General features: G+C 70.1%; 17 protein-coding genes. 15 read left to right on the forward strand and 2 right to left on the reverse strand.

The features are described from left to right. Positions 1 to 119: 119 nt before the first annotated feature. Both BLQ91_RS08860 and BLQ91_RS08865 read left to right on the forward strand, forming a co-directional pair. Positions 120 to 2,090: an RICIN domain-containing protein gene (locus BLQ91_RS08860; RefSeq protein ID WP_090096256.1), complete on the forward strand. Its 1,971-nt coding sequence runs from the start codon at positions 120 to 122 to the stop codon at positions 2,088 to 2,090. Further along, positions 2,077 to 2,970 carry a cellulose-binding domain-containing protein gene (locus BLQ91_RS08865; protein WP_176959636.1) on the forward strand — a complete coding sequence of 298 codons (894 nt, stop codon included), beginning with the start codon at positions 2,077 to 2,079 and terminating at the stop codon, positions 2,968 to 2,970. Before BLQ91_RS08860 ends, BLQ91_RS08865 begins: the two co-directional genes overlap by 14 nt. Here BLQ91_RS08865 and BLQ91_RS08870 read toward each other — a convergent pair whose 3' ends face one another. Then, entirely contained in the window at positions 2,971 to 3,954 is a 984-nt protein-coding gene (locus tag BLQ91_RS08870) for a LacI family DNA-binding transcriptional regulator (RefSeq protein ID WP_090096257.1), read from the reverse strand. Between the two features lie 75 nt (positions 3,955 to 4,029). On the opposite strand from BLQ91_RS08870, the gene BLQ91_RS08875 reads away from it, so the two are divergent. The 6 genes from BLQ91_RS08875 to BLQ91_RS08900 all read left to right on the forward strand — a co-directional run bounded on the left by BLQ91_RS08875 (position 4,030) and on the right by BLQ91_RS08900 (position 11,876). Continuing rightward, on the forward strand, positions 4,030 to 5,202 hold the full coding sequence (locus BLQ91_RS08875) for an MFS transporter (protein WP_090096258.1): 1,173 nt from the start codon (positions 4,030 to 4,032) through the stop codon (positions 5,200 to 5,202). Positions 5,203 to 5,520: 318 nt separating this feature from the next. Next, a complete protein-coding gene (locus BLQ91_RS42535) occupies positions 5,521 to 7,704 on the forward strand; it encodes a pectinesterase family protein (protein ID WP_245733291.1) in 2,184 nt (727 codons plus the stop codon). Continuing rightward, the gene (locus BLQ91_RS08885) at positions 7,701 to 8,576 is read left to right on the forward strand and encodes a carbohydrate ABC transporter permease (RefSeq protein WP_090096710.1); all 876 of its coding nucleotides are present in this window, start codon (positions 7,701 to 7,703) and stop codon (positions 8,574 to 8,576) included. Before BLQ91_RS42535 ends, BLQ91_RS08885 begins: the two co-directional genes overlap by 4 nt. Then, complete coding sequence (locus BLQ91_RS08890; RefSeq protein WP_090096259.1) at positions 8,573 to 9,454, forward strand: carbohydrate ABC transporter permease; 882 nt, start codon at positions 8,573 to 8,575, stop codon at positions 9,452 to 9,454. Before BLQ91_RS08885 ends, BLQ91_RS08890 begins: the two co-directional genes overlap by 4 nt. Positions 9,455 to 9,465: 11 nt before the next feature. After that, entirely contained in the window at positions 9,466 to 10,734 is a 1,269-nt protein-coding gene (locus BLQ91_RS08895) for an ABC transporter substrate-binding protein (protein ID WP_090096260.1), read from the forward strand. After that, positions 10,731 to 11,876: an enolase C-terminal domain-like protein gene (locus BLQ91_RS08900; protein ID WP_090096261.1), complete on the forward strand. Its 1,146-nt coding sequence runs from the start codon at positions 10,731 to 10,733 to the stop codon at positions 11,874 to 11,876. The genes BLQ91_RS08895 and BLQ91_RS08900 overlap by 4 nt, the downstream gene beginning before the upstream one ends. A gap of 33 nt (positions 11,877 to 11,909) precedes the next feature. Here the strand turns inward: BLQ91_RS08900 and BLQ91_RS08905 are convergent, their stop codons facing one another. Next, entirely contained in the window at positions 11,910 to 12,674 is a 765-nt protein-coding gene (locus tag BLQ91_RS08905) for a pectate lyase (protein WP_090096262.1), read from the reverse strand. Between the two features lie 169 nt (positions 12,675 to 12,843). Here BLQ91_RS08905 and BLQ91_RS08910 point away from each other — a divergent pair, with 169 nt between their 5' ends. From BLQ91_RS08910 to mmuM, 7 genes are all read left to right on the forward strand, one after another. Beyond that, positions 12,844 to 13,776, forward strand: coding sequence for a pectate lyase family protein (locus BLQ91_RS08910; RefSeq protein WP_090096263.1), 933 nt, complete (start codon positions 12,844 to 12,846; stop codon positions 13,774 to 13,776). Between the two features lie 245 nt (positions 13,777 to 14,021). Continuing rightward, positions 14,022 to 16,898: a glycoside hydrolase family 48 protein gene (locus tag BLQ91_RS08915; RefSeq protein ID WP_090096264.1), complete on the forward strand. Its 2,877-nt coding sequence runs from the start codon at positions 14,022 to 14,024 to the stop codon at positions 16,896 to 16,898. 11 nt (positions 16,899 to 16,909) lie between these two features. Next, entirely contained in the window at positions 16,910 to 18,181 is a 1,272-nt protein-coding gene (locus tag BLQ91_RS08920; RefSeq protein ID WP_090096265.1) for a lytic polysaccharide monooxygenase, read from the forward strand. A gap of 35 nt (positions 18,182 to 18,216) precedes the next feature. Beyond that, positions 18,217 to 18,633 (forward strand): hypothetical protein, encoded by a 417-nt coding sequence (locus tag BLQ91_RS08925; protein ID WP_143022565.1) that lies wholly within the window; start codon positions 18,217 to 18,219, stop codon positions 18,631 to 18,633. 15 nt (positions 18,634 to 18,648) lie between these two features. Next, on the forward strand, positions 18,649 to 20,391 hold the full coding sequence (locus BLQ91_RS08930; RefSeq protein WP_176959637.1) for a glycoside hydrolase family 6 protein: 1,743 nt from the start codon (positions 18,649 to 18,651) through the stop codon (positions 20,389 to 20,391). Positions 20,392 to 20,626: 235 nt separating this feature from the next. Continuing rightward, on the forward strand, positions 20,627 to 21,652 hold the full coding sequence (locus BLQ91_RS08935; protein ID WP_218130194.1) for a LacI family DNA-binding transcriptional regulator: 1,026 nt from the start codon (positions 20,627 to 20,629) through the stop codon (positions 21,650 to 21,652). A 184-nt stretch (positions 21,653 to 21,836) separates the two neighbouring features. After that, positions 21,837 to 22,733 (forward strand): homocysteine S-methyltransferase, encoded by an 897-nt coding sequence (mmuM, locus tag BLQ91_RS08940; protein WP_281199322.1) that lies wholly within the window; start codon positions 21,837 to 21,839, stop codon positions 22,731 to 22,733. The last annotated feature ends 381 nt before the right edge of the window (positions 22,734 to 23,114 follow it).

The raw sequence follows: 23,114 nt of genomic DNA on the forward strand, positions 1-23,114 counted from the left end.
CGGGAGCGAGCGTTCCGAAAGGTCCTGCCGGTGGCCGCGCCTCCACCGGCAGGACCTTGACGCACCAGTAGGTTCTCGATAGGTGTTAGCGTGAACATCGCGCGTTCAACGGAGAACCGATGACCAGACTTCTCGCTCTGCTCGCCGTTTCGGCGCTCACGCTCTCCACCGCGGCGCCCGCTGCCTCCGCCGTCGAGCAGGTGTCGGTGCGACCGGATCCGACCTACCAGCAGGAGCCGTTCCAGGGCTGGGGCACGAGCCTGGTGTGGTTCGCCAACGCCACCGGCGGCTACCCGGACGAGATCCGCGACCGGTTGGCGGAGCTGCTGTTCGGCGAGGACGGCCTCAACCTGAACATCGCCCGCTACAACGTCGGCGGCGGCAACGCGCCGGACGTGCCGGAGTACCTGAGGGCGGGTGCGGCGGTCCCCGGCTGGTGGAAGGCGCCGGAGGGGACGACCCGCGAGGACACCGACTGGTGGAAGCCCGGCGACTCGCGCTTCCTCGACACGGCGGCCGATCCGCGCCAGCGGTGGTGGGTCGACCGGATCAAGCGGGACGTGACCCGCTGGGAGTCGTTCAGCAACTCGCCACCGTGGTTCCAGACCGTGAGCGGGTACGTGTCCGGCGGCTTCGACCCGAACGCGGACCAGCTGCGGGAGGACAGGATCGGCGACTTCGCCGCCTACCTCGCGCAGGCCACGGCGGAGCTGGAACGGGCGCACGGCATCAGGTTCGCGACGGTCGACCCGTTCAACGAGCCCAACACCCCCTACTGGCGCACGACCCTGGGACCGGACGGCAACCCGACGGGCGGCCGGCAGGAGGGCGCCCACATGGGTCCGGCGCTGCAGGCGAAGGTGGTGCCCGCGATGGCGGAGGCTTTGCGCGCCACAGGCCTCGGTGCCGCGGTCTCCGCGCCGGACGAGACCAACCCGGGGCTCTTCGCCGACGACTGGGCGGGCTACCCCGCCTCGGTTCGCGCGCAGGTCGGCCAGTTGAACGTGCACACCTACGGCACCGCACGCCGCACCTCGGCCCGCGACATCGCCAAGGGCGCGGGCACACCGCTGTGGATGAGCGAGGTCGACGGGCACTGGGGCTCCGGGCAGAGCTTCACGAGCATGGACCCCGGCCTCGGCATGGCCGAGCGGGTGATCGACGACCTGCGCGAGCTGGAGCCGCGCGCCTGGCTGCTCTGGCAGGCGGTCGAGGACTACGACAACATGAAGCCCGGCGCCGAGTCGCCGAACGGCATGAACTGGGGCGTCGTCCAGATCCCCTTCGACTGCGGGCCGCGGGACACGCTCGCCACGTGCCCGGCGCGCGTCAACACGAAGTTCCACACCCTGCGCAACTTCACCCACTTCGTGAAGCCGGGCGACCGGCTGGTGAAGGTGAACACCACGACCGACGTGGCGGCGGTGCGCGACACCGAGCTGAAGACCGTGGTGCACCTCAACAAGACCGACCAGGCGCAGTCCGTGACGCTGGACCTGTCGGCGTTCGCGACCGTGCGGCAGAACGCGTCCGTCCGGCCGGTCGTGACGGATCAGCACGGCGCGTTGGTGAAGGGCGCCTCCGTGCGTGTGCAGGACCGGAAGGCGACGCTGTCCGCGCCTGCCAGGTCGGTCACGACGTTCGAGGTGAGCGGGGTCAGCGGCGTGAACCGCGCGGCCGCGCTCGGCGGGGAGTACCGGCTCACCGGCGTGCAGAGCGGCAAGTCCCTTGCGCCGTCGGGCACCTCGCTCGTCCAGCGCACCACGGACCTCGCCGCGGCCGACCAGGTGTGGCGGGTGGAGCGGCGGTCGGGCGGGTACGACCACCGCGCCCAGTTCTCCATCACCAACTCCGCCACCGGGCAGCGCGTCGCAGCCGCGGGAGGCGACGTCGTGCTGGGTGTCGCGGACGGCCCTGCCGCGCGGTGGGTGCTGTCCTCGACAGGGGACGGCACGTGGACGTTCGTGAACGCGGCGACGGGTGGTCTGCTGGACGTCATCGCCGAGTCGCGTGAGGACGGTGCCAGAATTGGTCTGTACCAAGCGACTTCGGGCGCGAACCAGCGCTGGTTCGTCGTTGCGCGCGGCTAGCGGACTCGTGGCGGCCCTGGTGCTGTTCGCCGGGGCCTGCACCGCGGAGCCACCGGCGCCGGCGGCACCCAGGACGCGGACGCCGTTGAAGCCGCCCACGCTCATCAACGAGCAGGTGCGGTCGGAGCGCGTGCTGCACGTCGTGCGGGACGTGATCGACGGCCGGACCGTCGAGCTGGCGGACGGCACGAAGGTGCGCGTGGCGCAGCTGGCGGCTCCGGCCGAGTGCTGGGCCGCGGGAGCGCTCACCTTCGCCAGGGCGACGTTGCTGGCTGCCTCCGTCCGCATCAGCCCCGTGCTGTCGGGAGACGTGGACCTCGCGCTCGAGGACGGCACCGACTACGCCCTGCTGGCCGTGCGGCAGGGCGCTTTGCGGCCCGAGGGCGTCGACGGGGGAGCGCTGCTCACCGCCGAGTCCGAGGCGGCGGCCGCCGACCGGGGGTCGTGGGGACCGCCGTGCGACGGCCAGGCGGTCGCGCCTCCCGTCGTGACGACACCCGGCGCGACGACCACGACGACCACACCTCCTCCCACGACCACCACGCCACGGCCGCCGGCCAGGACGTGCGCCGTGGCCTACCGCGTCGTCGGGCAGTGGCCCGGCGGGTTCCAGGCGACTGTGAACGTGCGCAACACCGGCACCGCGCCGGTCGACGGGTGGACGGTGCAGTGGGCGTTCGCCACTGGACAGGTCGTGGGTGAAATGTGGAACGCGACGCCGCGGCAGTTCCGCGGACTGGTCAACGCGGCCAACGTCCACTACAACTCGAAGATCGCACCGGGCGGTTCGGTGGAAATCGGGTTCAACGGCTCGGTCAGAAGTGACAACGCCGTTCCTGAGGCGTTCAGCCTGAACGGCGTCCCGTGTTCGGTGGAATGATCAGGCGCTGTCCCGGACGACGAGCGTGGACGGGTAGAACGTCGCCCTGGCACCGTCCCTGCGGTCGAGCACGGAGGTCGCCGCGGCCGTGGCGATCTCCTCGACCGGGTGCGTGCTGGTCGTGAGCGCCGGGCGGCTGAGGCCGGCGAACGCGATGTCGTCGAACCCGGCGACCGCCACGTCGCCCGGCACCCGCACGCCGAGCGCGTGCAGTCCGTCGAGGACACCGAGGGCGGTGAGGTCGCTCAACGCGAAGACCGCGTCGGTGTCGGGCCAGCGCTTCATGACCTCGATGGCGGCGTCGGCACCCCGCGCGGCCGTGAAGTCGCCCTGGACGAGGCGCGGCTCGCCACCGGTCTCGTGCAGCACCTGCCGGTACGCCTCGACGGCGCGGTCGCAGCAGGGCAGCCACGACGGCCCGGTGACCATCGCGATCCGCTGCCTGCCGGTGCGCACCAGGTGCCGCACGACTCCGTCCGTGCCGGCGCGGTTGTCGACGTCGAACGAGGGCACGTCGCGGGTACCGACCCCGACGGCCGCGACCCGGCCGCGCAGCCCCCGCGGCACGGTCTCGAGCGCGGGTCGCGTCGGGTTGACGACCACGAGCCCGCCGAGCCCGCGCCCGTCGGCGAGCCGGGCGAGCGATCCGGGGTCGTCGAGGGGCAGCCAGTGCAGGGAGACGCCGACCTCGCGCTCGGCGGCGACGTGCGCCGCCGAGGTCAGCACACGGCCCACGTACGGGTCGTCGAGCACGGCGGCGCTGTGCCCGATGACGGCGATCGCGAGCCGCGTGCCGGTGCGCGTGACCAGTGCGCGGGCGGAGGCGTCCGGCACGTACCCCAGCGCCGTCACCGCCGCGGTGACCCTGTCCCGCGCCCGCGGTGAGGCGGGGCCCTGCCCGGTGATGACACGGGAGGCGGTCGCCCGGGACACGCCTGCGGCCCGTGCCACGTCGTCCAGCGTCGCGGTGCGTTCTGCCGTCATACCGGCAGTATTGCGGTGGAAGCGCTTCCATGTGTGGGGTGAGTACTTCGTGTATCGAGAAAGGGAGGGACCGGGATGTCGGTCACGGTGCCACGCAGCCAGGTCCGAGCCGCCGCGGCGGGCGTGGCGGTCACCTTCGGGTTGAACGGCGTGGCCGTGGCGACCTGGTTCGCCCGCGTCCCCGCCGCCCGCGACGCACTGGGGCTCACCCCCGGCGCCCTGGGCCTGCTGCTCCTGTCGATGTCCGTGGGAGCCTGCCTGGCGATGCTCACCGCGGGCGAGGTCACCCACCGCCTCCGCCCACGCCGCACGGTGGCGGTCTCCGCCGTGACCGTCGCCGTGGGCCTCGCGGTGGCGGGCGTCGGTATCGGCGCGCACCCGTCCGCCGTGCTGACCGCCATCGGCATCTTCACGCTCGGCTACGGCTCGGGCCTGTGCGACGTCGCGATGAACGTCGAGGCCGCCGAAGTGGAACGCGCGCTCGGCAAGACGGTCATGCCCCGCTTCCACGCGATGTGGAGCCTCGGCACCGTCGTCGCCGCGGGCCTGGCCTCCTTCGCCGCCTGGGCCGTCCTGCCCGTGACCGCCCACCTGGCGGTGGTGGCCTTCATCGTCGCCGCCGGCACGCTCGTGGCGTCGCGCACCTACCAACTGGCGGTCGAGGCCGAGCACGGTGGCGGCAGCGGGGTCCTGGCCGCGTGGCGCGAACCCCGCACCTTGCTCATCGGGCTACTCGTGCTGGTGCTGGCGTTCACCGAGGGCACCGCGAACGACTGGGTGGCGGTCGCGTTCATCGACGGCTACGCACTGGACCCGGCGCTGGGCGCGGTGGTGTTCGGCGTGTTCGTCACGACGATGACGTTCGGCCGGATCTTCGGCACGATCGCGCTGGACCGCTGGGGAAGGGTGCCGGCGATCGTCGTGTCGATGCTGCTGGCGGCTTCCGGGGTGGCTCTCGCGGTGTTCGCCGGATCCGTGTGGCTCGCGGTCGCCGGGGTGGCCGTCTGGGGGCTGGGGACCGCCCTCGGGTTCCCCGTCGGGATGAGTGCGGCGGCGGATGACCCCGAGCGGGCCGCCGCCCGGGTCAGCGTGGTCGCCGTGATCGGGTACACGGCGTTCCTGGCCGGGCCTCCGTTGGTCGGGTTCCTCGGGAACGGCGTGGGTGTGTTGAAGGCTCTGCTCATCGTGCCGTTGCTGTTGCTGCCCGCTTTGGCGTTGGTGCCGATGTTGAGGCCGGTCAAGAGCTGACCACCGCGCCGTCGCGGAGCTACGACGGCAGCACCGCTCTCCTGCCGTCCGCGTGCCACGGGGTCTCCCGTCGCACGCGGACGGTTTTGTTTGTGGCGCGTGGACGAGCTGGACATGAGTTCACGAACATGAATTGATCAATCGCTGATCCACCTCACCGTGAATTCGACGGCGTTCGATTCGAACAATCGTCGAACGCCGGGTCGAATTGTCGAATGAATTCACTTCGTTGACGCACGCCGGACGCATTCGTAATACTCGTTTCACGATCGTGGACGCTGTTCAAGAATGTGAATCCTTTGCGAAGGGTATTCCGTCATGCGGCTTTTCGTTGGCGCGCTGGCTGTGGCCTGCGCGTGCACCGGGGTGGTGAGCGTTCCCGCGCACGCCGGCCACGACCCCGCCCGGCAGGTGCTGCCCGCGGGTGACGGCTGGGGGTCGGCCGGCACGGGGACCACCGGTGGTGCGGCGGCGCCCAGGGGGAACGTGCACGAGGTGCGCACGCGGGCCGAGCTCGTCGCGGCGCTCGCGGCTCCGGCGCCGCGCATCATCAAGGTCAAGGGTGTGATCGACGCGAACAGCGGCGATGACGGGAAACCGCTGCGGTGTGAGGACTACGCGACGGACGGGTACACGCTGGCCGGGTACCTCGCGGCCTACGACCCCGCCGTGTGGGGGTGGGAACGCGAGCCCGAGGGGGTGCTGGAGGAGGCGCGGAAGGCTTCGGCGAAGAAGCAGGAAGCCGTCATCGCGCTCGACGTGCCGTCGGACACCACGATCGTCGGCGTCGGCGGCGGGGCCGGGATCACGGGCGGGAGCCTGCGGATCCACAACGTGCGCAACGTGATCGTGCGCAACCTGACCTTCCGCGACACCCGCGACTGCTTCCCGCAGTGGGATCCCACCGACAACAGCCCCGGGGCGCCTCCCGGCAACTGGAACTCGCTCTACGACTCGGTGTCGGTCCAGCGCTCCGAGAACGTGTGGGTGGACCACAGCACGTTCACCGACGAGCCGAACGTCGACAGCACCCAGCCGCTCCACTTCGGACGGCCCTACCAGGTGCACGACGGGCAGCTCGACATCACCAACGGCAGCGACCTGGTCACCGTGTCGCGCAACGTCTTCGCCGAGCACGGCAAGACGATGCTGATCGGGTCGTCGAACTCGTCCACGACCGACCCGGGCAAGCTCAGGGTCTCCGTGCACCACAACGTCTTCCGCAACGTGCTGGAGCGCGCGCCGCGGGTGCGGTTCGGGCAGGTGCACGTCTACAACAACCTCTACGAGGGCGCGCAGACCTACAGCTGGGGCGTCGGCGTCAAGTCGCAGATCGTCGCGCAGAACAACTTCGTCAAGGGCATCGCACCGGAGAAGGTCGTCTACAACTGGGGCGGCACGGCGATCACCGACACCGGCAACCTCCTCGACGGGCGGCCGTTCAGCTTCGTGAACGCTCACAACGCCGCGTTCCCCGACAAGGCGCTCGGCACGGACGCGGGCTGGACGCCGACGCTGGCCCGCGGCCTCGAACCCGCGCACCGCGTCAAGCACCTGAAGGCGGGCGCGCAGCCGGCGGGACGTCACCTCGTCGTCGGCAAGGGCTTCCCGTCCGTCCAGGCCGCGATCGACGCGGCGCCAGCTGGAGCCGTGATCACGGTGCCCGAGGGCGTGCACCGCGAGGTCGTGAAGATCCCGGGCAACAAGCAGAACCTCACGCTGCGCGGCGCCACCGGCAACGCCGCGGACGTCGTGATCGACTACGACAACGCCAGCGGGACGAAGAAACCCGACGGCACGACATACGGCACCACCGGCAGCGCGACGGCGACCATCGCCGCGGACGGGTTCACCGCGAAGGACATCACCTTCCGCAACTCGTTCGACCGCGCGAAGCACCCGGAGATCACGGCCACCCAGGCCGTCGCGGTCAAGGCCACCGGTGACCGGGTGTTGTTCGACCGCGTCCGGTTCGAGGGCCACCAGGACACCTTGTACGCGGACACGCCGTCCACGACGGCCCGGTCGCGCCAGTACTACCGGGACTGCGCGATCACCGGTGACGTCGACTTCCTCTTCGGGCGGGCGACGGCGGTCTTCGAACGGGCGACCATCACGGCGCTGAGCCGCGGCCAGGACCCCAACGGGTACGTGACCGCGGCGAGCACCCGCAGGGACAACCCGCACGGCTTCCTGATCGTCGACTCGAAGATCCGCAGCGACGCCCCGGCCGGGACGTACTTCCTCGGCAGGCCGTGGCACCCCGGCGGTGACCCGGACGCGATCGCCCAGGTCGTCATCCGCGACACCGAACTGCCGGCGGCGATCAAGGCCGGGCCGTGGACGGACATGTCCGGCTTCCCGTGGCGGGGCGCCAGGTTCGCGGAGTACCGCAACACCGGGCCTGGCGCGGGCACGAACGCCGACCGCCCCCAGCTCACCGACGAGCAGGCGCGCCGGCACACCAGGGCGGCCTACCTGGGCGGGTGGAACCCGGCGTGAGGACCCGCACCTGGGCGCCCTACGCCCTGATCGCCCCGACGCTCGTGCTGATGGCGGTCTTCCTGGTCTACCCGATCGCGAGCGTCGCCTGGTTCAGCCTGCGGCAGCACACCGTCACGCAGCCGTGGAAGAACGGGTTCATCGGCTTCGAGAACTTCCGGCGGATGCTGTTCGAGGACCAGCTGTTCTGGCAGAGCCTCGTGTTCAGCGCCAAGTGGGTCGTGGTCGAGGTCGGCCTGCAGCTGGTGCTGGGCCTGGTGCTCGCCCTGATCGTCAACGAGACGTTCGTGGGCAGGGCACTGGCGCGAGCGCTGGTGTTCTCGCCGTGGGCGGTGTCGGGCGTGCTCACGACCGGTATCTGGATCCTGCTCTACAACCCGTCGACGGGCGTCTTCCAGCAGCTCGCGCAGTGGGGCATCGGTGACCCGGGCACGTCGGTGCTCGGCGACCCGGCGACCGTGTTCCCCGCGACCGTCGTCACCGAGCTGTGGCGCGGTGTGCCGTTCTTCGCGATCCTGCTGCTCGCCGACCTGCAGACCATCCCGAAAGACCTGTACGAGGCCGCGAGCGTCGACGGTGCCGGTAGGTGGCGCCGGTTCGTGAGCGTCACGCTGCCGCACCTGCGCGACGCGATCGTGCTGTCCACGTTGCTCAGAGCGGTGTGGGAGTTCAACAACGTCGACCTCATCTACACGCTCACCGGTGGTGGCCCGGCGAACCAGACCACCACGCTGCCGCTGTACGTGGCGCGCAAGGCCGTCGACTCGCACGACTTCGGCTACGGCTCGGCGCTCACGATGGCGGGCTTCGTGATCCTGCTGTTCTTCTCGATCCTCTACCTGAGGCTGTCCAAGTTCGGGAGCCGGGCATGACCCAGACGCTGATCCGCCCGGAAACGCCGGTCGTGCCACCGCCGTCGCGGCCGAGGCGCTCGAAGCACCGCGACCCGAGCCGGTTCTTCCGGCTGCACCTGCCACTGGTGCTCTACCTGTTGTTCACGCTCATCCCGTTCTACTGGATGCTGGTGTTCGCGGTGCGGCCCGCGGGGGAGACCTCGCTCGTGCCGTGGCCGATCACGTTCGAGCACTTCGACACGGTGTGGAACGGCGTCGGCTTCGGGTTGTTCTTCCAGAACAGCCTGATCATCGGCGTCGGCACCCTCGTCACGGTCACGGTGTTCGCGCTGATGGGCGGCTACGCGCTGGCGCGGTTCAAGTTCCGGGGCCAGCGGGTGTTCCTGCTCGCGTTGCTGTGCACGCAGTTCATCCCCGGCGCGATGATGCTGATCCCGTTGTTCGTGATCTTCAAGTCCGCCGGGCTGCTCAACAGCCTGACGGGGCTCATCATCGCGGACACCGCGTTCCAGCTGCCGCTCGCGCTGATCCTGATGAGCGGGTTCGTGCGCAACGTGCCGGTGGAGCTCGAAGAAGCGGCGATGGTCGACGGCTGCACGAGGCTGCGGGCGTTCTTCGCGGTCACGCTGCCGCAGCTGCGCCCGGCGCTGGTGGCGGTCGGGTCGTTCGCGTTCATCGGTGCCTGGAACAACTTCCTGTTCGCGCTGATGTTCGCGAGCAAGCAGGACAAGTTCACGTTGCCGGTCGGGCTGAGCTACGCCCTCGGCGAGTTCAACACCGACTTCGGGGCGCTCGCGGCCGGCGGCGTCGTCGCCGCGGTGCCCGTCGTGCTGGTTTTCGCCGTGGTGCAGCGGTTCCTGGTGCAGGGACTGAGCGCCGGCGCGGTCAAGGGATGAGGGAGAGAAGCATGAGAAGACTGCTGCTCGCGCTGGCGCTCGTGCTGAGCGCCTGCTCCGCGGGAGGGGACGGACCCACGACGATCACGTTCTGGGACAACAACGGCGGCCCCGGCCGCACGCCGATCTACCAGGAGCTGATCAAGAGGTTCGAGGCCGCGAACCCGGACGTCAAGGTCGAGTACGTCGGCATCCCCAGCTCGTCGGTGCAGCAGAAGTACGACACGGCCATCGCCGGCGGCTCCACCCCGGACGTCGGCGGCGTCACGACGTCCTACCTCGCGCACCTGGTCGGCCAGGACGCGCTCGAGCCGGCCGACGAGCGGATCGAGAGCGGCCCGCTCAAGGGCAAGCTGCTGAACGGCCTGCTGGAGACCGTGCGGCAGACCGCGCCGGACGGCAAGCTCTACGCCGTCCCCGCGTCGGGCAACATGGACGTGATCTGGTACCGCTCCGACCGCTTCGAGGAAGCCAAGATCGCCGAGCCGTCCACCTGGGACGAGCTGGCGAACGCGGCTGTGCGGCTGACCAACCCGGCGGCCAACCAGTACGGCTTCACGATCCGCGGTGGCGCCGGCTCGGTCTTCCAACTGCTGTCCGAGGCGTACTCCTACTCGGGCGTCGAGAAGTTCTACGAGGGCGGCAGGAGCACCGTCGCCGACCCGCGCAACGCCGAGCTCGTGCGGAAGGTGGCCGAGCTGTACAAGAAGGCCACGCCCGAGGCCGACGTGAACAACAACTACACCCAGATGGTCGCCCAGTTCACCGGGGGCACGGTGGCCATGATGCACCACAACCTCGGTTCCACCGCCGACGTCATGAAGGCGCTCGGCCCGGAGCGGGTCGCCGCCATGCCGCTGCCGAAGGGACCTTCGGGCAAGCGGACCGTCGTGCCGAACCCGACCGACGGCTTCGCGGTGTTCAAGGGCAGCCGGAACCCGGACGCGGCCTGGAAGTTCGTCGAGTTCCTGACCTCTGCCGAGAGCAACGGCCACTGGAACGAGAAGGTCGGCCAGATCCCCGCCAACACCGACGTCCGCGGCGCGGAGTGGATCCAGAAGAACGCGGCCGTGAAGATGGCGCTCGGCGTGCTGGAGGACCCGGCGACCGTGCTCGTGCCCGCGCCGGTCTACCTGCCCGAGTACTCGTCGATCACCAAGACCGACACCGAGCCGATGTACCAGAAGGTGCTGCTCGGGCAGATGTCCGCGCAGGAGTTCCTCGACCAGCTCGCGGCCAAGCTCACGACCGCCCAGCAGGACTGGGAGAAGCGCAGGTGATCGAACGGGTAGCGGTGCGCACGTTCACCACGACGGCGTGCACCTCGGTCGACGCGGAGGGGCACCGGCACCCGGCACCCGAGCACGAGGTCACCGAGGCGCTGCTGGAGATCACCGACACCGACGGCGCCACCGGCTACTGCGCCGTGCAGCCCGACCAGGTCCGCCCGGCGGTGCTGGACAAGCACGTGCGGCCGGTGCTGCTGGGACAGGACCCGTGGGACCGCGAACGGCTCTGGCGGCTGCTCGCGAGGCGTCAACGCGGCTCGCACGGCGGTTTCACCGACCGCGCGCTCGGGTTCGTCGACACGGCGCTGTGGGACCTGGTGGCGCGCAAGGCGGGACTGCCCGCGTGGAAGCTCGCCGGTGGCGCGCGCGACCGGATCCCGGCCTACGCCAGCACGATGTGCGGCGACACGGACGGCCTGGCGACGCCGGGGGACTACGCGGACTTCGCGAAGCACCTCGTGTCGGTGGGCTACCGGGCGATCAAGCTGCACACCTGGATGCCGCCGGTCCCCGGCGCGCCGAGCGTCTCGCGGGACGTCGAGGCGTGCCGGGCCGTGCGGGAGGCGGTCGGACCGGACGTCGCGCTGATGCTCGACGCGAGCCACTGGTACTCCCGCACGGAGGCGCTGCGGCTCGGCAGGGCGTTGCAGGAGCTCGACTACTACTGGTTCGAGGAACCGATGGAGGAGGCGTCGGTCAGCTCCTACCGGTGGCTCGCGGACCAGCTGGACATCCCGGTGATCGGTCCGGAGGTGGCGTGGGGCAAGCACCACACGCGCGCCGAGTGGATCAGCTCGGGGGCCTGCGACGTCCTGCGCGCGGGTCCGGCGGGAAGCGGCGGGATCACGCCGGTGCTCAAGACCGTGCACCTCGCCGAGGCGTTCAACGTCGACTGCGAGATCCACGGCAACGGGTCGGCGAGCCTGACCGTGCTCGGCGCGACCGATGCGGGACGGTGGTACGAACGGGGGCTGCTGCACCCGCACGTCGACTTCGACCGGGTTCCGCCGCACCGCGGCTCGATCGTCGACCCGCTGGACGACAACGGGAACGTGACCCTCCCGGTCCGGCCGGGAATCGGGGACGACTGGAATTTCGAACACATCGGAGTTCACACTCTTGAAGAATGGTGAGAAAAGCCCCGGCGCCGCGCCGGGGCTTTTCCTCTACCGATAGGTGATGTCCGAGGACTTGAACAGGCAGTGGGTGCTGTCGGAACCGGTTCCGATTTTCTTCGGCTCACCGCTCGTGACACCCTGGTACTTGTCGCAGACAGCGATCTTCCTGCTGCTGTCGCCGACGATGGTGATCCGCGAGAACCGCGCGGTGTCGCCGTAGTTGGTGTTGATGCCGGCGAGGTTCTTGCCAGGGGAGAACGCCGTGACGTTCTCCACCACGACGTGCCGCTTGTGCTGGGTCTTGCAGTTGCCGCAGGACCGGTAGAGCTTGCCGAAGTCGTCCACCTGGAAGTTGCGGATGATCATCGTGCCCGGCCCGTTGTGCTGGAACACCTTGTCGGAGGCCTTGCGCGCGCCGCCACCGCTGATGGTCATGGTCTGCGAGGACGACGTGCCCTTGAACGTGGCCGCGTCCTCGCCGACGTCCTCCCACCACACGTTGGTGAGCGTGCACGTGCCGAGGCAGTGGACGCCGTCCGCGGCCGGCGCGCCGAGCACGACGTTCTTCAGCGTCGCGCCGTCGGCCAGCTGGAAGATCGGGTCCTGGCCCTCGTTCTGGCCGCCGGAACCGAGGTTGCCGGTGCCGTGGAACCGCTGCATGCCTCCGTCGTACGTGCCGGCCCCGACCTTGATGGTCGCGCCGACGGGTTTCGGTCCCGTCGGCGTCGGGAACGTGCTGCCCGCCGCTTGTGCCACAGGGGCGAGAAACGCGGCCAACGCCGTGGCCAGAACCGCTGTCAGAACTTTCTTCATGTGCGCTCCGCTTGCAGGTGGATGCGCGGCGGTAATTCAATCCTAGGGCGGGTGCCGGTCGAGTCAACCGATTTCGATTGTTCGAGTCGAATATCGTCGAACTGGTTGACCGTTGCCTTTGTGGCTGGTTGTGTGGTTTGCACCGCCGCTCACGAATTGGGAGCGTGGAATGATTCCAAAGCGTGCAGCACTAGTTTCCGCCACCGCGCTGGTCCTCGGTGCGGTCTTCGTCCCCCAGGCGACCGCCGCCCCGTTCGGGCTGGTCGGCTGGGCCACCCAGGGAGGAGGCACGACGGGAGGCGGCAGCGCGTCGCCGATCACCGTCACGACGGCGTCGGCGTTCGTCGAGGCCGCGAAGTCGTCGAGCGCCGCGGTGATCCGGGTCTCCGGCACGATCTCGCTGCCGAGCATGACCAAGGTCGCCTCGAACAAGACCATCGAGGGCGTCGGCTCCAGCGCGGCGATCACCGGGCAGGGCCTCAACATCGCCAACGCCTCGAACGTGATCGTGCGCAACCTCAACTTCCGCAGCTGGGGTGACGACGCGATCAACGTGCAGTACTCCACCCGCGTGTGGATCGACCACAACACCTTCTCCAACGGCTACGACGGTGCGGTCGACGTCAAGCGGGCCTCGGACTACGTCACGGTGTCGTGGAACAAGTTCACGAGCCACAACAAGACCATGCTGCTGGGCCACAGCGACGGCAACGGCTCCGAGGACCGCGGCAAGCTCCGGGTGACCTACCACCACAACTGGTTCGACGGAACGCAGCAGCGCCACCCGCGCGTGCGGTTCGGCAACCCGGTGCACGTCTACAACAACTATTACGGCGGTGTGACCGACTACGGCGTCGCGTCGACCGTCGAGGGTGGTGTCCTCGTCGAGGGCAACTACTTCGAGAACACGAAGGACCCGTTCCACCGCGGTGAGGGCAGCTCGCCCGGTGGCTCGCTCGTGGCGCGCGACAACCACTTCGTCAACTCGGGAACGGGTGACCAGGGCGGCTCGGTCAAGAGCGTGCCCTACTCGTACCCGCTCGACAGTGCGAGCAGCGTGAAGAGCGTGGTCACGGCCGGGGCCGGAGCCGGCCGGGGCTGACGAGTCCAGGGGACGCCCCGACTGGCGGAGGGGCGTCCCCGTCTTCGTCTGGGACCGCTCCCAGAATTCCACTCGAAGAGAGCAGCAAGAGGAACTGGCGGACGTATCCCCGTTGCGCCGCAAGAACTATCCACGAGCACCCTTCGGTGCAACTTCCGTTGCAACGGCGGCCGGTTGGCTGATGTGGCCCACGTTACAGTGCCGTGAACTCTGGGAGCGCTCCCAGTTGTCGAGAGGGCGGCGGCATGACTCGGCGAACATTGGCGTTGACGGTTGCGGCGGTGGTGCTGGCCGGCGGGGTTCCCGCCGTCGCGGCACCAGCCGCGGTGGCCTGCACCGTCACCTATCAGATCACCAACGAGTGGAACACCGGATTCGGCGCGGCCGTGTCGATCCGGAACGACGGGGAGGCGTTGAACGGCTGGAACCTCACGTGGACGTTCCCCGACGGGCAACGCGTCACGCAGGGCTGGAGCGGCACCTTCACGCAGAACGGCGCTGCCGTGAGCGTGACCAACCCGCCCTGGGCCCCGGCGCTGGCCGCGGGTGGCACCGCGCAGGTGGGCTTCAACGGCAGCAAGGGCTCGACCAACCGGCCACCGACGGACTTCGCCGTGAACGGCGTGTCCTGCACGGGACCGAACCAGGCGCCCTCCGTGGCGCTGACGGCGCCCACGAGCGGCAGCAGCTACACCCTGCCGGCGCAGATCCCGCTGGCGGCGACCGCGACGGACACCGACGGCACGGTGGCCAAGGTCGACTTCTACGCCGGCGACACCCTGGTCGCGACCGACACCAGCGCGCCGTTCAGCGGCACGTGGACGTCGGCGCCGGCCGGTGACCACAGCATCACCGCGCGAGCCACGGACAACCGCGGCGCCGTGAGGACCTCCGCACCCGCGGCGGTCAAGGTGCTGGAGGGACCGGCGGTCCTCGCGTCACCGAGCGCGGTCTCGGTCAAGCAGGGCCAGACGGCCACGTTCGACGTCTCACTGGCCACGGCACCGAGCCAGCCCGTCACGGTCACGATCGCCCGCAGCGGCAGCGCGGACCTGACGGCGACCCCGGCGACGCTCACGTTCACCGGCACCGCGAAGCAGACGGTCACGGTGACGTCGGCGAACAACGGCGGCGAGCTCGGCACGGCGACCTTCACGGCGTCGGCCACCGGCTACAGCCCGGCGAGCGTCACGGTCAAGGAGCTCGACCCGTCGACCTCGGACTTCAACAAGGCGTTCCTCGACCAGTACAACAAGATCAAGGACCCGGCGAGCGGCTACTTCCGCAAGTTCGGCGACCTGCTCGTGCCGTACCACTCGGTCGAGACGCTGATGGTGGAGGCACCGGACCACGGCCACCAGACGACGTCCGAGGCCTTCAGCTACTACCTGTGGCTGGAAGCGAGCTACGGCCGCGTCACGGGCGACTGGGCGCCGTTCAAGTCGGCCTTCGCGTCGATGGAGAAGTTCATCATCCCCGCGAAGGCGGACCAGCCGACCAACGACAAGTACGACCCGTCGAAGCCGGCGACCTACGCGCCCGAGCACCCGAGGATGGACCAGTACCCGTCGACGCTGGACGGCACCGTCCCGGTCGGCCAGGACCCGATCGCGGCGGAGCTCAAGACCGCGTACGGCAACTCGGACGTCTACGGCATGCACTGGCTCATCGACGTCGACAACACCTACGGCTTCGGCCGGTGCGGTGACGGCACGACAGCGCCCGCGTACATCAACACCTACCAGCGCGGCTCGTCGGAGTCGGTGTGGGAGACCATCCCGCAGCCCTCGTGCGACACGTTCAAGCACGGTGGCCCCAACGGGTTCCTGGACCTCTTCACCAAGGACTCGTCCTACGCCAAGCAGTGGAAGTACACCAACGCGCCGGACGCGGACGCCCGCGTGGTGCAGGTGGCGCTGCTCGCCCAGCAGTGGGCGACGGCGCAGGGCAAGGCCGGCGACATCTCGGCGGAGATCGGCAAGTCCGCGAAGATGGGCGACTACCTGCGGTACGCCATGTTCGACAAGTACTTCAAGCGCATCGGCAACTGCAACAGCCCGTCGTCGTGCCCCGGCGCGACCGGCAAGAACAGCGCGCACTACCTGATGTCCTGGTACTACGCGTGGGGTGGCGCGACCGACACGTCCGCCGGCTGGGCGTGGCGCATCGGTGACGGTGCCTCGCACCAGGGCTACCAGAACCCGCTGGCAGCGCACGCTCTCGCGAACGTGCCCGCGCTCAAGCCGTTGTCCGCCACCGGGCAGCAGGACTGGGCGACGTCGCTGAACCGGCAGCTCGAGATGCTGCAGTGGCTGCAGTCGGCCGACGGCGGTCTCGCCGGTGGCGTGACGAACAGCTGGGAGGGCCAGTACGCCTCGCCTCCCGCCGGCACGCCGACGTTCTACGGCATGCACTACGACGCCCACCCGGTGTGGCGCGACCCGCCGAGCAACCGGTGGTTCGGCTTCCAGGTGTGGGGCATCGAGCGCACGGCCGCGCTGTACCGGCTGACCGGTGACGCGCGTGCCAAGAAGATCCTCGACAAGTGGGTTCCGTGGGCGATCGCGAACACCACGACCGGCACGAACTTCCAGATCCCCGCGGACCTGGAGTGGTCGGGAGCGCCGGACACGTGGAACGCGACCAACCCCGGCTCGAACGCGAACCTGCGGGTGCGCGTGGTGAACCACAACCAGGACGTCGGCATCGCCGCGTCGTACGCGAAGGTGCTGCTGAACTACGCGGCGCGGTCGGGCAACGCCTCGGCCAAGACCACGGGTGAGGCGCTGCTGACCGGGCTGCTCGCGCACCAGGACAGCCTCGGCATCGCGACGCCGGAGACGCGCGCGGACTACAACCGGTTCGACGACGTCTACAACACCTCCACCGCGGAAGGCCCGTACGTGCCGAGCGGCTGGACCGGCCGGATGCCCAACGGGGACCAGATCGGGCAGGGCTCGTCGTTCCTGTCGATGCGGTCGATGTTCCGCAACGACCCGCAGTGGCCGAAGGTCCAGGCCTACCTGGACGGCGGACCGGCACCGACGTTCACCTACCACCGGTTCTGGGCACAGGCGGAGATCGCGACCGCCTTCTCCCTGCACGCCGAGATCTACGGGTGAGGAGTTCGCAGATGAGGAAACGCATAGCACTCCTGGCCGTGGCGGCCGCGGTCGGCGCCGTCCTGGTGCACACCGGTGGCACGGCCGTCGCGCACGGCTCGATGGTCTGGCCCGGCAGCCGCACCTACCTCTGCTACGAGGACGGCCGCGTGGGCGGCGGTGGCGGCGACCTGCAGCCCACCAACCCGGCGTGCGCCGCGGCGGTGGCCCAGGGCGGGAAGCAACCGCTGTGGGACTGGTTCGGCAACCTGATCAGCAACGCCGCCGGACGCCACCGGGAGATCGTGCCCGACGGCAGCCTGTGCGGTCCCACCACGAAGTTCGCCGCCTACAACCTGCCGCGGGCCGACTGGCCCACCACGCAGGTAACGGCGAACAGCACCGTCACCTTCCGGTACAACGCCTGGGCACCGCACCCCGGCACGTGGGAGCAGTACGTCACCAAGGACGGCTTCGACGCCACGAAGCCGCTCAAGTGGTCGGACCTCGAGTCCGTGCCGTTCGACAAGGTGACGAACCCGCCGCTGGCGAACGGTGAGTACGCCTGGCAGGCCCGGCTGCCCAACAAGACCGGCCGCCACATCATCTACTCGCTGTGGCAGCGCTCGGACAGCCCGGAGGCGTTCTACAGCTGCTCGGACGTCGTCTTCGGCGGCGGCACCGGCACGCCGGACACCACCGCGCCGTCGGCACCGGGCACTCCCGTCGCCTCCGGCGTCACCGGGAGCTCGGTGAAGCTCGACTGGGCGGCGTCGACGGACAACGTCGGCGTGACCGGGTACCGCGTCTACAGCGGTGGCCAGGTGGTCGCGACCTCCGCCACGAACTCGGTGACGGTCACCGGGCTCAGCGCGGACACGTCGTACTCGTTCACCGTGGTCGCGACGGACTCGGCCGGGAACGCCTCGGCGGCCTCGTCGGGCGTCGCGGTCAGGACGTCGGCGGGTGGCGGCGGTCCCACCGGTTCCTGCACGGTCGCCTACTCGCGGCCGAGCACGTGGAACGGCGGGTTCACGGCCAACGTGACGGTGACGAACACCGGCACCAGCGCGCTCAACGCCTGGGAGCTCGTGTGGGACTTCCCCGCGGGGCAGCAGCTCTCGCAGGCGTGGTCGTCGACCGTGACCGTCGCGAATGGACGGGCCACCGCGAAGGGCGTGTCGCACAACGCGAACATCGCGCCCGGTGGCACGGCGTCGTTCGGCTTCAACGCCACGACGGCGTCCACGCCGGCTGATCCGACGTCGTTCACGCTCAGCGGTTCTTCGTGCGCCATCCGGTGACGAGGGCGTTGATCGCCCTTCTGGTGGTGGGTTCGGTGACGTTCGCCCTCCTCGTAGGACGCGCCGAACCCACCCCCGACCTGAGCAGGGGCGTCGACGGCATCGCCGCCTGGCTGAACGAGCTGACCGACGAGTGCGCCACCGTCCGGCGGGGTGATGACTTCACGGACTTCGCCGGACCGGTGCGGTCGAAGGTCTACGCGCCGTTCGTCGCCGAATGGGGGACCTGCGCCAAGGAGCCGTACGGGCGGCTCGGGCTGCTGGTCCTGCGGCCTGGCTTGGACCAGGCCTGGCGGACGGCGCTCGCGAACGGCGAGGTCCGGGGCGACCCGGACCTCGCCTTCGGGGACGGCTTCGCGCTGACCGGCTCGATCGGCATGGAGTACCTCGGCCTGAAACGGCTCGAATGCACGCCCTCCGCGTGCTCCCTGGTCCAGATCCAACACCACTAGGAAATCAGGAGATCAATGAAGCTCAACGGACAGAGGCGGTGGGCCGCGGCGGGTGTCGTGGTCGCCACCGCCGTGGCGACCTTCGGGGTGGCGATGAGCGCACCCGCGGGCGCCGCACCCGGCTGCCGCGTCGACTACAAGGCGAACAGCTGGGGCGGCGGAGGGTTCGGAGCCTCGGTGAAGATCACCAACCTCGGTGACGCCGTGTCGGGCGGCTGGACGCTCAAGTTCACCTTCCCGGGCAGCCAGCGCGTGGCCCAGGGGTGGAACGCGACCTGGTCGCAGTCCGGCGCCGACGTGACCGCGACGAGCCTGTCGTGGAACGGCAACCTCGGTACCGGTGCGTCCATCGACCTCGGCTTCAACGGGTCCAACGCGGGCGCCAACGACGCCAACCCGTCGGCTTTCACGCTGAACGGCACGCTGTGCACCGGTGACACGGTGCCCACCACCACGACGACCACCACTACCACCACGACGACGTCGAACGGACCTGGCCCCGGCCCGGGCCGCGTCGACAACCCGTACGTGGGTGCGAAGCAGTACGTGAACCCCGACTGGGCGGCCAAGGCCGCCGCGGAGCCCGGCGGCAGCCGGATCGCGAACCAGCCCACCGGTGTGTGGATGGACCGCATCGCGGCGATCAACGGCACGGTCGACTCGCGCGGCCTGGTCGGACACCTGGACGAGGCGGTGCGCCAGGCGGCGGGCTCACCACTCGTCATCCAGGTGGTCATCTACAACCTGCCCGGTCGTGACTGCTCGGCCCTCGCCTCGAACGGTGAGCTCAAGCCGACGGAGATCGACAAGTACAAGACCGACTACATCGACCCGATCGCGGCGATCTTCGCCAGGCCCGAGTACGCGAACCTGCGCATCGTCACGACGGTGGAGATCGACTCGCTGCCGAACCTGATCACCAACGTGTCCCCGCGGCCGACCGCTGTGCCGGCGTGCGACGTGATGAAGGCGAACGGCAACTACGTCACCGGTGTCGGCTACGCGCTCGCGAAGCTGGGTGCGGTTCCGAACGTCTACAACTACCTGGACATCGGCCACCACGGCTGGATCGGCTGGGACGACAACTTCGGCCCGACGGCCGAGCTGCTGTACCAGGCCGCGAACGCCTCCGGCAGCACGAAGGCGAACGTCCACGGCTTCATCGCCAACACCGCGAACTACGGCGCGCTGCGCGAGCTGTACTTCAAGATCGAGGACTCGGTGGGCGGCACCTCGGTCCGCCAGTCGAAGTGGGTGGACTGGAACCGCTACGTCGACGAGCTGTCCTACGCGCAGGCGTTCCGGCAGCGCGCCGTGCTGGCGGGCTTCGACGCGAACGTCGGCATGCTGATCGACACCAGCCGCAACGGCTGGGGCGGCAGCGCCCGTCCGACGGGCCCCGGCCCGACGACGGGTGTGGACGCCTACGTCAACGGTGGCCGGATCGACCGGCGCATCCACCTCGGCAACTGGTGCAACCAGTCGGGTGCCGGTCTGGGTGAGCGCCCGAAGGCGGCTCCGGAGCCCGGTATCGACGCCTACGTGTGGATGAAGCCTCCGGGCGAGTCCGACGGTGCGAGCGAGGAGATCCCGAACAACGAGGGCAAGGGCGCGGACAAGATGTGCGACCCGGCCTACACCGGCAACGTGCGCAACGGCAACAACATGTCGGGCGCGCTGCCGAAGGCACCGTTGTCCGGCAAGTGGTTCTCCGCCCAGTTCCAGGAGCTCATGCGCAACGCCTACCCGGCGCTCTGAGCTGCGGGATGTGAGCGTGCCCATGCGGCCGGCGCCGGATCACGGTGTCGCGCCGCGTGGGTGCGCTCTTCCACCCTGCACTGGTCTTCCGTCCAGCAAGTTTCCAGACAGAGGCGAATTCGTCTGGACCACTCGAAAAGCGCAATGTTAACGCACACATAACTCTTGATGTCATCAGAAGGTGCTCCTTATGGTGTCGACACCGTCACTGACTGCGAGCGGGAAGGGGGGCTGTGTGGTCACCATCGCCGACGTCGCGAGGCACGCCGGGGTCGCTCCGAGCACGGTCTCCTACGTGCTGACGGGCAAGCGGTCGATCTCCGCGGACACGAAGTCGAGGGTCCGGGAGAGCATCAGGCAGCTCGGCTACCAGCCGCACGCGTCCGACCGCGCGGCCTCGGCCGGCAGGACGAACGTGATCGGCCTCGTGCTGCCCCTGCGCGCGGGCACGCACCTGCCCGCCGTGATGCGCTTCGTCACCGCCGCCGTCACGACCGCGCGCCGCTACGACATGGATCTGCTGCTGATGACCGCGGACGACGGCGCGGCCGGCCTGCGCCGGGCCGCGAACAGCGCCCAGGTCGACGGCTTCCTCGTGATGGACGTGGAGATGGACGACGAGCGCGTGCCCCTGCTGCGCCAGCTGTCCAAACCGTCCGTCCTCATCGGACATCCGGCCGCCGCGCGCGGCCTCACCTGCGTGGACCTGGACTTCGAGGCGGCGGGCGCCAAGTGCGTCGACCACCTCGCGGACCTCGGCCACCGCTCGATCGGCTTCCTCGGCGCCCCCAGCGCGGTCTACCGGCGCAGCACCGGTTTCGCGCACCGCACGATGAACGGTTTCAGCGCCGCCGCCATGCGCAGGGGAGTCGCCGCGACGGCGTTGTCCGTCGAGGGCGACCACGACTCCGTGCTCAGGGCGACCAAGGCCCTGATCCGGGCCCACCCGTCGATGACGGCGCTGGTGGTGCACAACGAGGCGGCTCTCGGCTGGATCACGACGTGCCTGCGCGCGGCGGGCCGCCAGGTCCCCGGCGACGTGGCCGTGGTGGCGATCTGCCCGGACGAGGTGGCCGAGCAGACCTCACCCCTGCTCACCTCCGTCCGGCTGCCCGCGGAAGAGCTCGGCAGGCATGCCGTGGACCTGCTCGTGGCCAAGCTCTCCGGCAAGCAGCCGCCCGCGCTGATGCTGCTGCCTCCCCGGCTCTCCCGCCGGGCGAGCACACCGGATCCCGCCGCGCACCGCGGCGCCACCGGCTGACCGGTTCCCGTTCCGGGAACCGGTTGTCGACGGACGGCCGTCGAGATGATGTTGCCCCGTGCGAAAATGCGGCGCGCACGGGTCGGCGTCGGCTCCGGCGGTCGTTCTGGGGGAGTGCGCGATGTTCTCGGCGGAGCGGCTGTCGCGCACTCCTCCTCACCACTCGTTCCGTAGACTTCTCCGGGTGGAACTGGCAGCGGCGCTGGCGCAGCGGGTGGTCGTGCTCGACGGTGGCATGTCGACCGCCCTGGAGCTCGCCGGGCACGACCTGTCCGACGAGCTGTGGTCGGCACGGCTGCTGCTGAGCACCCCGGACGCCGTGCGCGCCGCCCACCTCGCCTTCTTCCAAGCGGGCGCCGAGGTGGCCATCACCGCGAGCTACCAGGCGAGCTTCGCCGGTTTCGCCCGCCGGGGCATCAGCTCGCGGGAGACCGGCCGCCTGCTGAGGTCCAGTGTGGAGCTGGCTCGCTCCGCCGCGTCCGATGTAGACGGCCGGCGGTGGGTCGCCGCGTCGGTCGGCCCGTACGGCGCGGTGCTGGCGGACGGGTCGGAGTACCGCGGGCGGTACGGCCTGAGCCGGCAGCAGCTGGCCGAGTTCCACCGGCCGCGCATCGAGGAGTTGTGCGCCGCCGATCCGGACGTGCTCGCGGTCGAGACCGTGCCGGACGTCGACGAGGCCGTCGCCGTGCTGGACGTCGTGCGCGGCAGCGGCGTGCCGCTGTGGCTGTCCTACAGCGTGCGAGGCGGCCTGACCTGCGCCGGGCAGTCGCTCGAGGAGGCGTTCTCGGTGGTGTCCGGCGTGGACGAGGTGATCGCGGTCGGCGTCAACTGCTGCGCGCCCGCGGACGTGGCCGAGGCGGTCGCCGTGGCGCGGCGGGTGACGGGGTTGCCCGTCGTGGTCTACCCGAACAGCGGCGAGGAGTGGGACGCGGACGCGCGGGCGTGGACCGGGGACGGGACCGGGTTCGCCGCGTCGGCGGGGGAGTGGACCGAGGCAGGGGCGCGGTTGGTGGGCGGGTGCTGCCGGACCGGGCCTTCGGCGATCTCGGTGCTCGCGGGAAGCCTGGCGGCGCGGGCCTGAGCGGTTGGCCGGGCGAGGTGCCCGCAGCGCGGTCGGTGCCGGTTCGCCCGCGTGGGACGCGGACTCGTCGACCGGGGCATGGGCGGGTTCGCGACGCGGTCGAATGCCACCATGTCGGCGTGGAACGCATTCGACGGGCCATGACCGGAGGAGGAGTGCGCCCCGCGGCGGGCGCGTGAGCCTGGCTCGCGGGTGGATCTCGCCGGACCGCAACCCCGGCATCTCGGTGCTGGAAGCCGCGCTCCGCCGTCAAGCCCGGAACGGCTTGCCGGGCGAGGCGCCCCGCCGGCGTCGAACGCCGGTTCTCCGTGCGGTCGAACGATTCGACACCCGTCAACCGCAACGGGGTTCGCCGCACCGGTGGCGCGCTGGGCCGAAGTC

The sequence above is a fragment of the Lentzea jiangxiensis genome (assembly GCF_900104175.1).
Classification (GTDB): Bacteria; Actinomycetota; Actinomycetes; order Mycobacteriales; family Pseudonocardiaceae; genus Lentzea; species Lentzea jiangxiensis.

What these genes read in the sequence shown, in the direction of transcription:
- BLQ91_RS08870 (WP_090096257.1), bottom strand. Translation starts at nt 3,954, where the DNA reads ATGACGGCAGAACGCACCGCGACGCTGGACGACGTGGCACGGGCCGCA.
- BLQ91_RS08860 (WP_090096256.1), top strand. Translation starts at nt 120, where the DNA reads ATGACCAGACTTCTCGCTCTGCTCGCCGTTTCGGCGCTCACGCTCTCC.
- BLQ91_RS08920 (WP_090096265.1), top strand. Translation starts at nt 16,910, where the DNA reads ATGAGGAAACGCATAGCACTCCTGGCCGTGGCGGCCGCGGTCGGCGCC.
- BLQ91_RS08875 (WP_090096258.1), top strand. Translation starts at nt 4,030, where the DNA reads ATGTCGGTCACGGTGCCACGCAGCCAGGTCCGAGCCGCCGCGGCGGGC.
- BLQ91_RS08890 (WP_090096259.1), top strand. Translation starts at nt 8,573, where the DNA reads ATGACCCAGACGCTGATCCGCCCGGAAACGCCGGTCGTGCCACCGCCG.
- BLQ91_RS08895 (WP_090096260.1), top strand. Translation starts at nt 9,466, where the DNA reads ATGAGAAGACTGCTGCTCGCGCTGGCGCTCGTGCTGAGCGCCTGCTCC.
- BLQ91_RS42535 (WP_245733291.1), top strand. Translation starts at nt 5,521, where the DNA reads ATGCGGCTTTTCGTTGGCGCGCTGGCTGTGGCCTGCGCGTGCACCGGG.
- BLQ91_RS08910 (WP_090096263.1), top strand. Translation starts at nt 12,844, where the DNA reads ATGATTCCAAAGCGTGCAGCACTAGTTTCCGCCACCGCGCTGGTCCTC.
- BLQ91_RS08915 (WP_090096264.1), top strand. Translation starts at nt 14,022, where the DNA reads ATGACTCGGCGAACATTGGCGTTGACGGTTGCGGCGGTGGTGCTGGCC.
- BLQ91_RS08905 (WP_090096262.1), bottom strand. Translation starts at nt 12,674, where the DNA reads ATGAAGAAAGTTCTGACAGCGGTTCTGGCCACGGCGTTGGCCGCGTTT.
- BLQ91_RS08930 (WP_176959637.1), top strand. Translation starts at nt 18,649, where the DNA reads ATGAAGCTCAACGGACAGAGGCGGTGGGCCGCGGCGGGTGTCGTGGTC.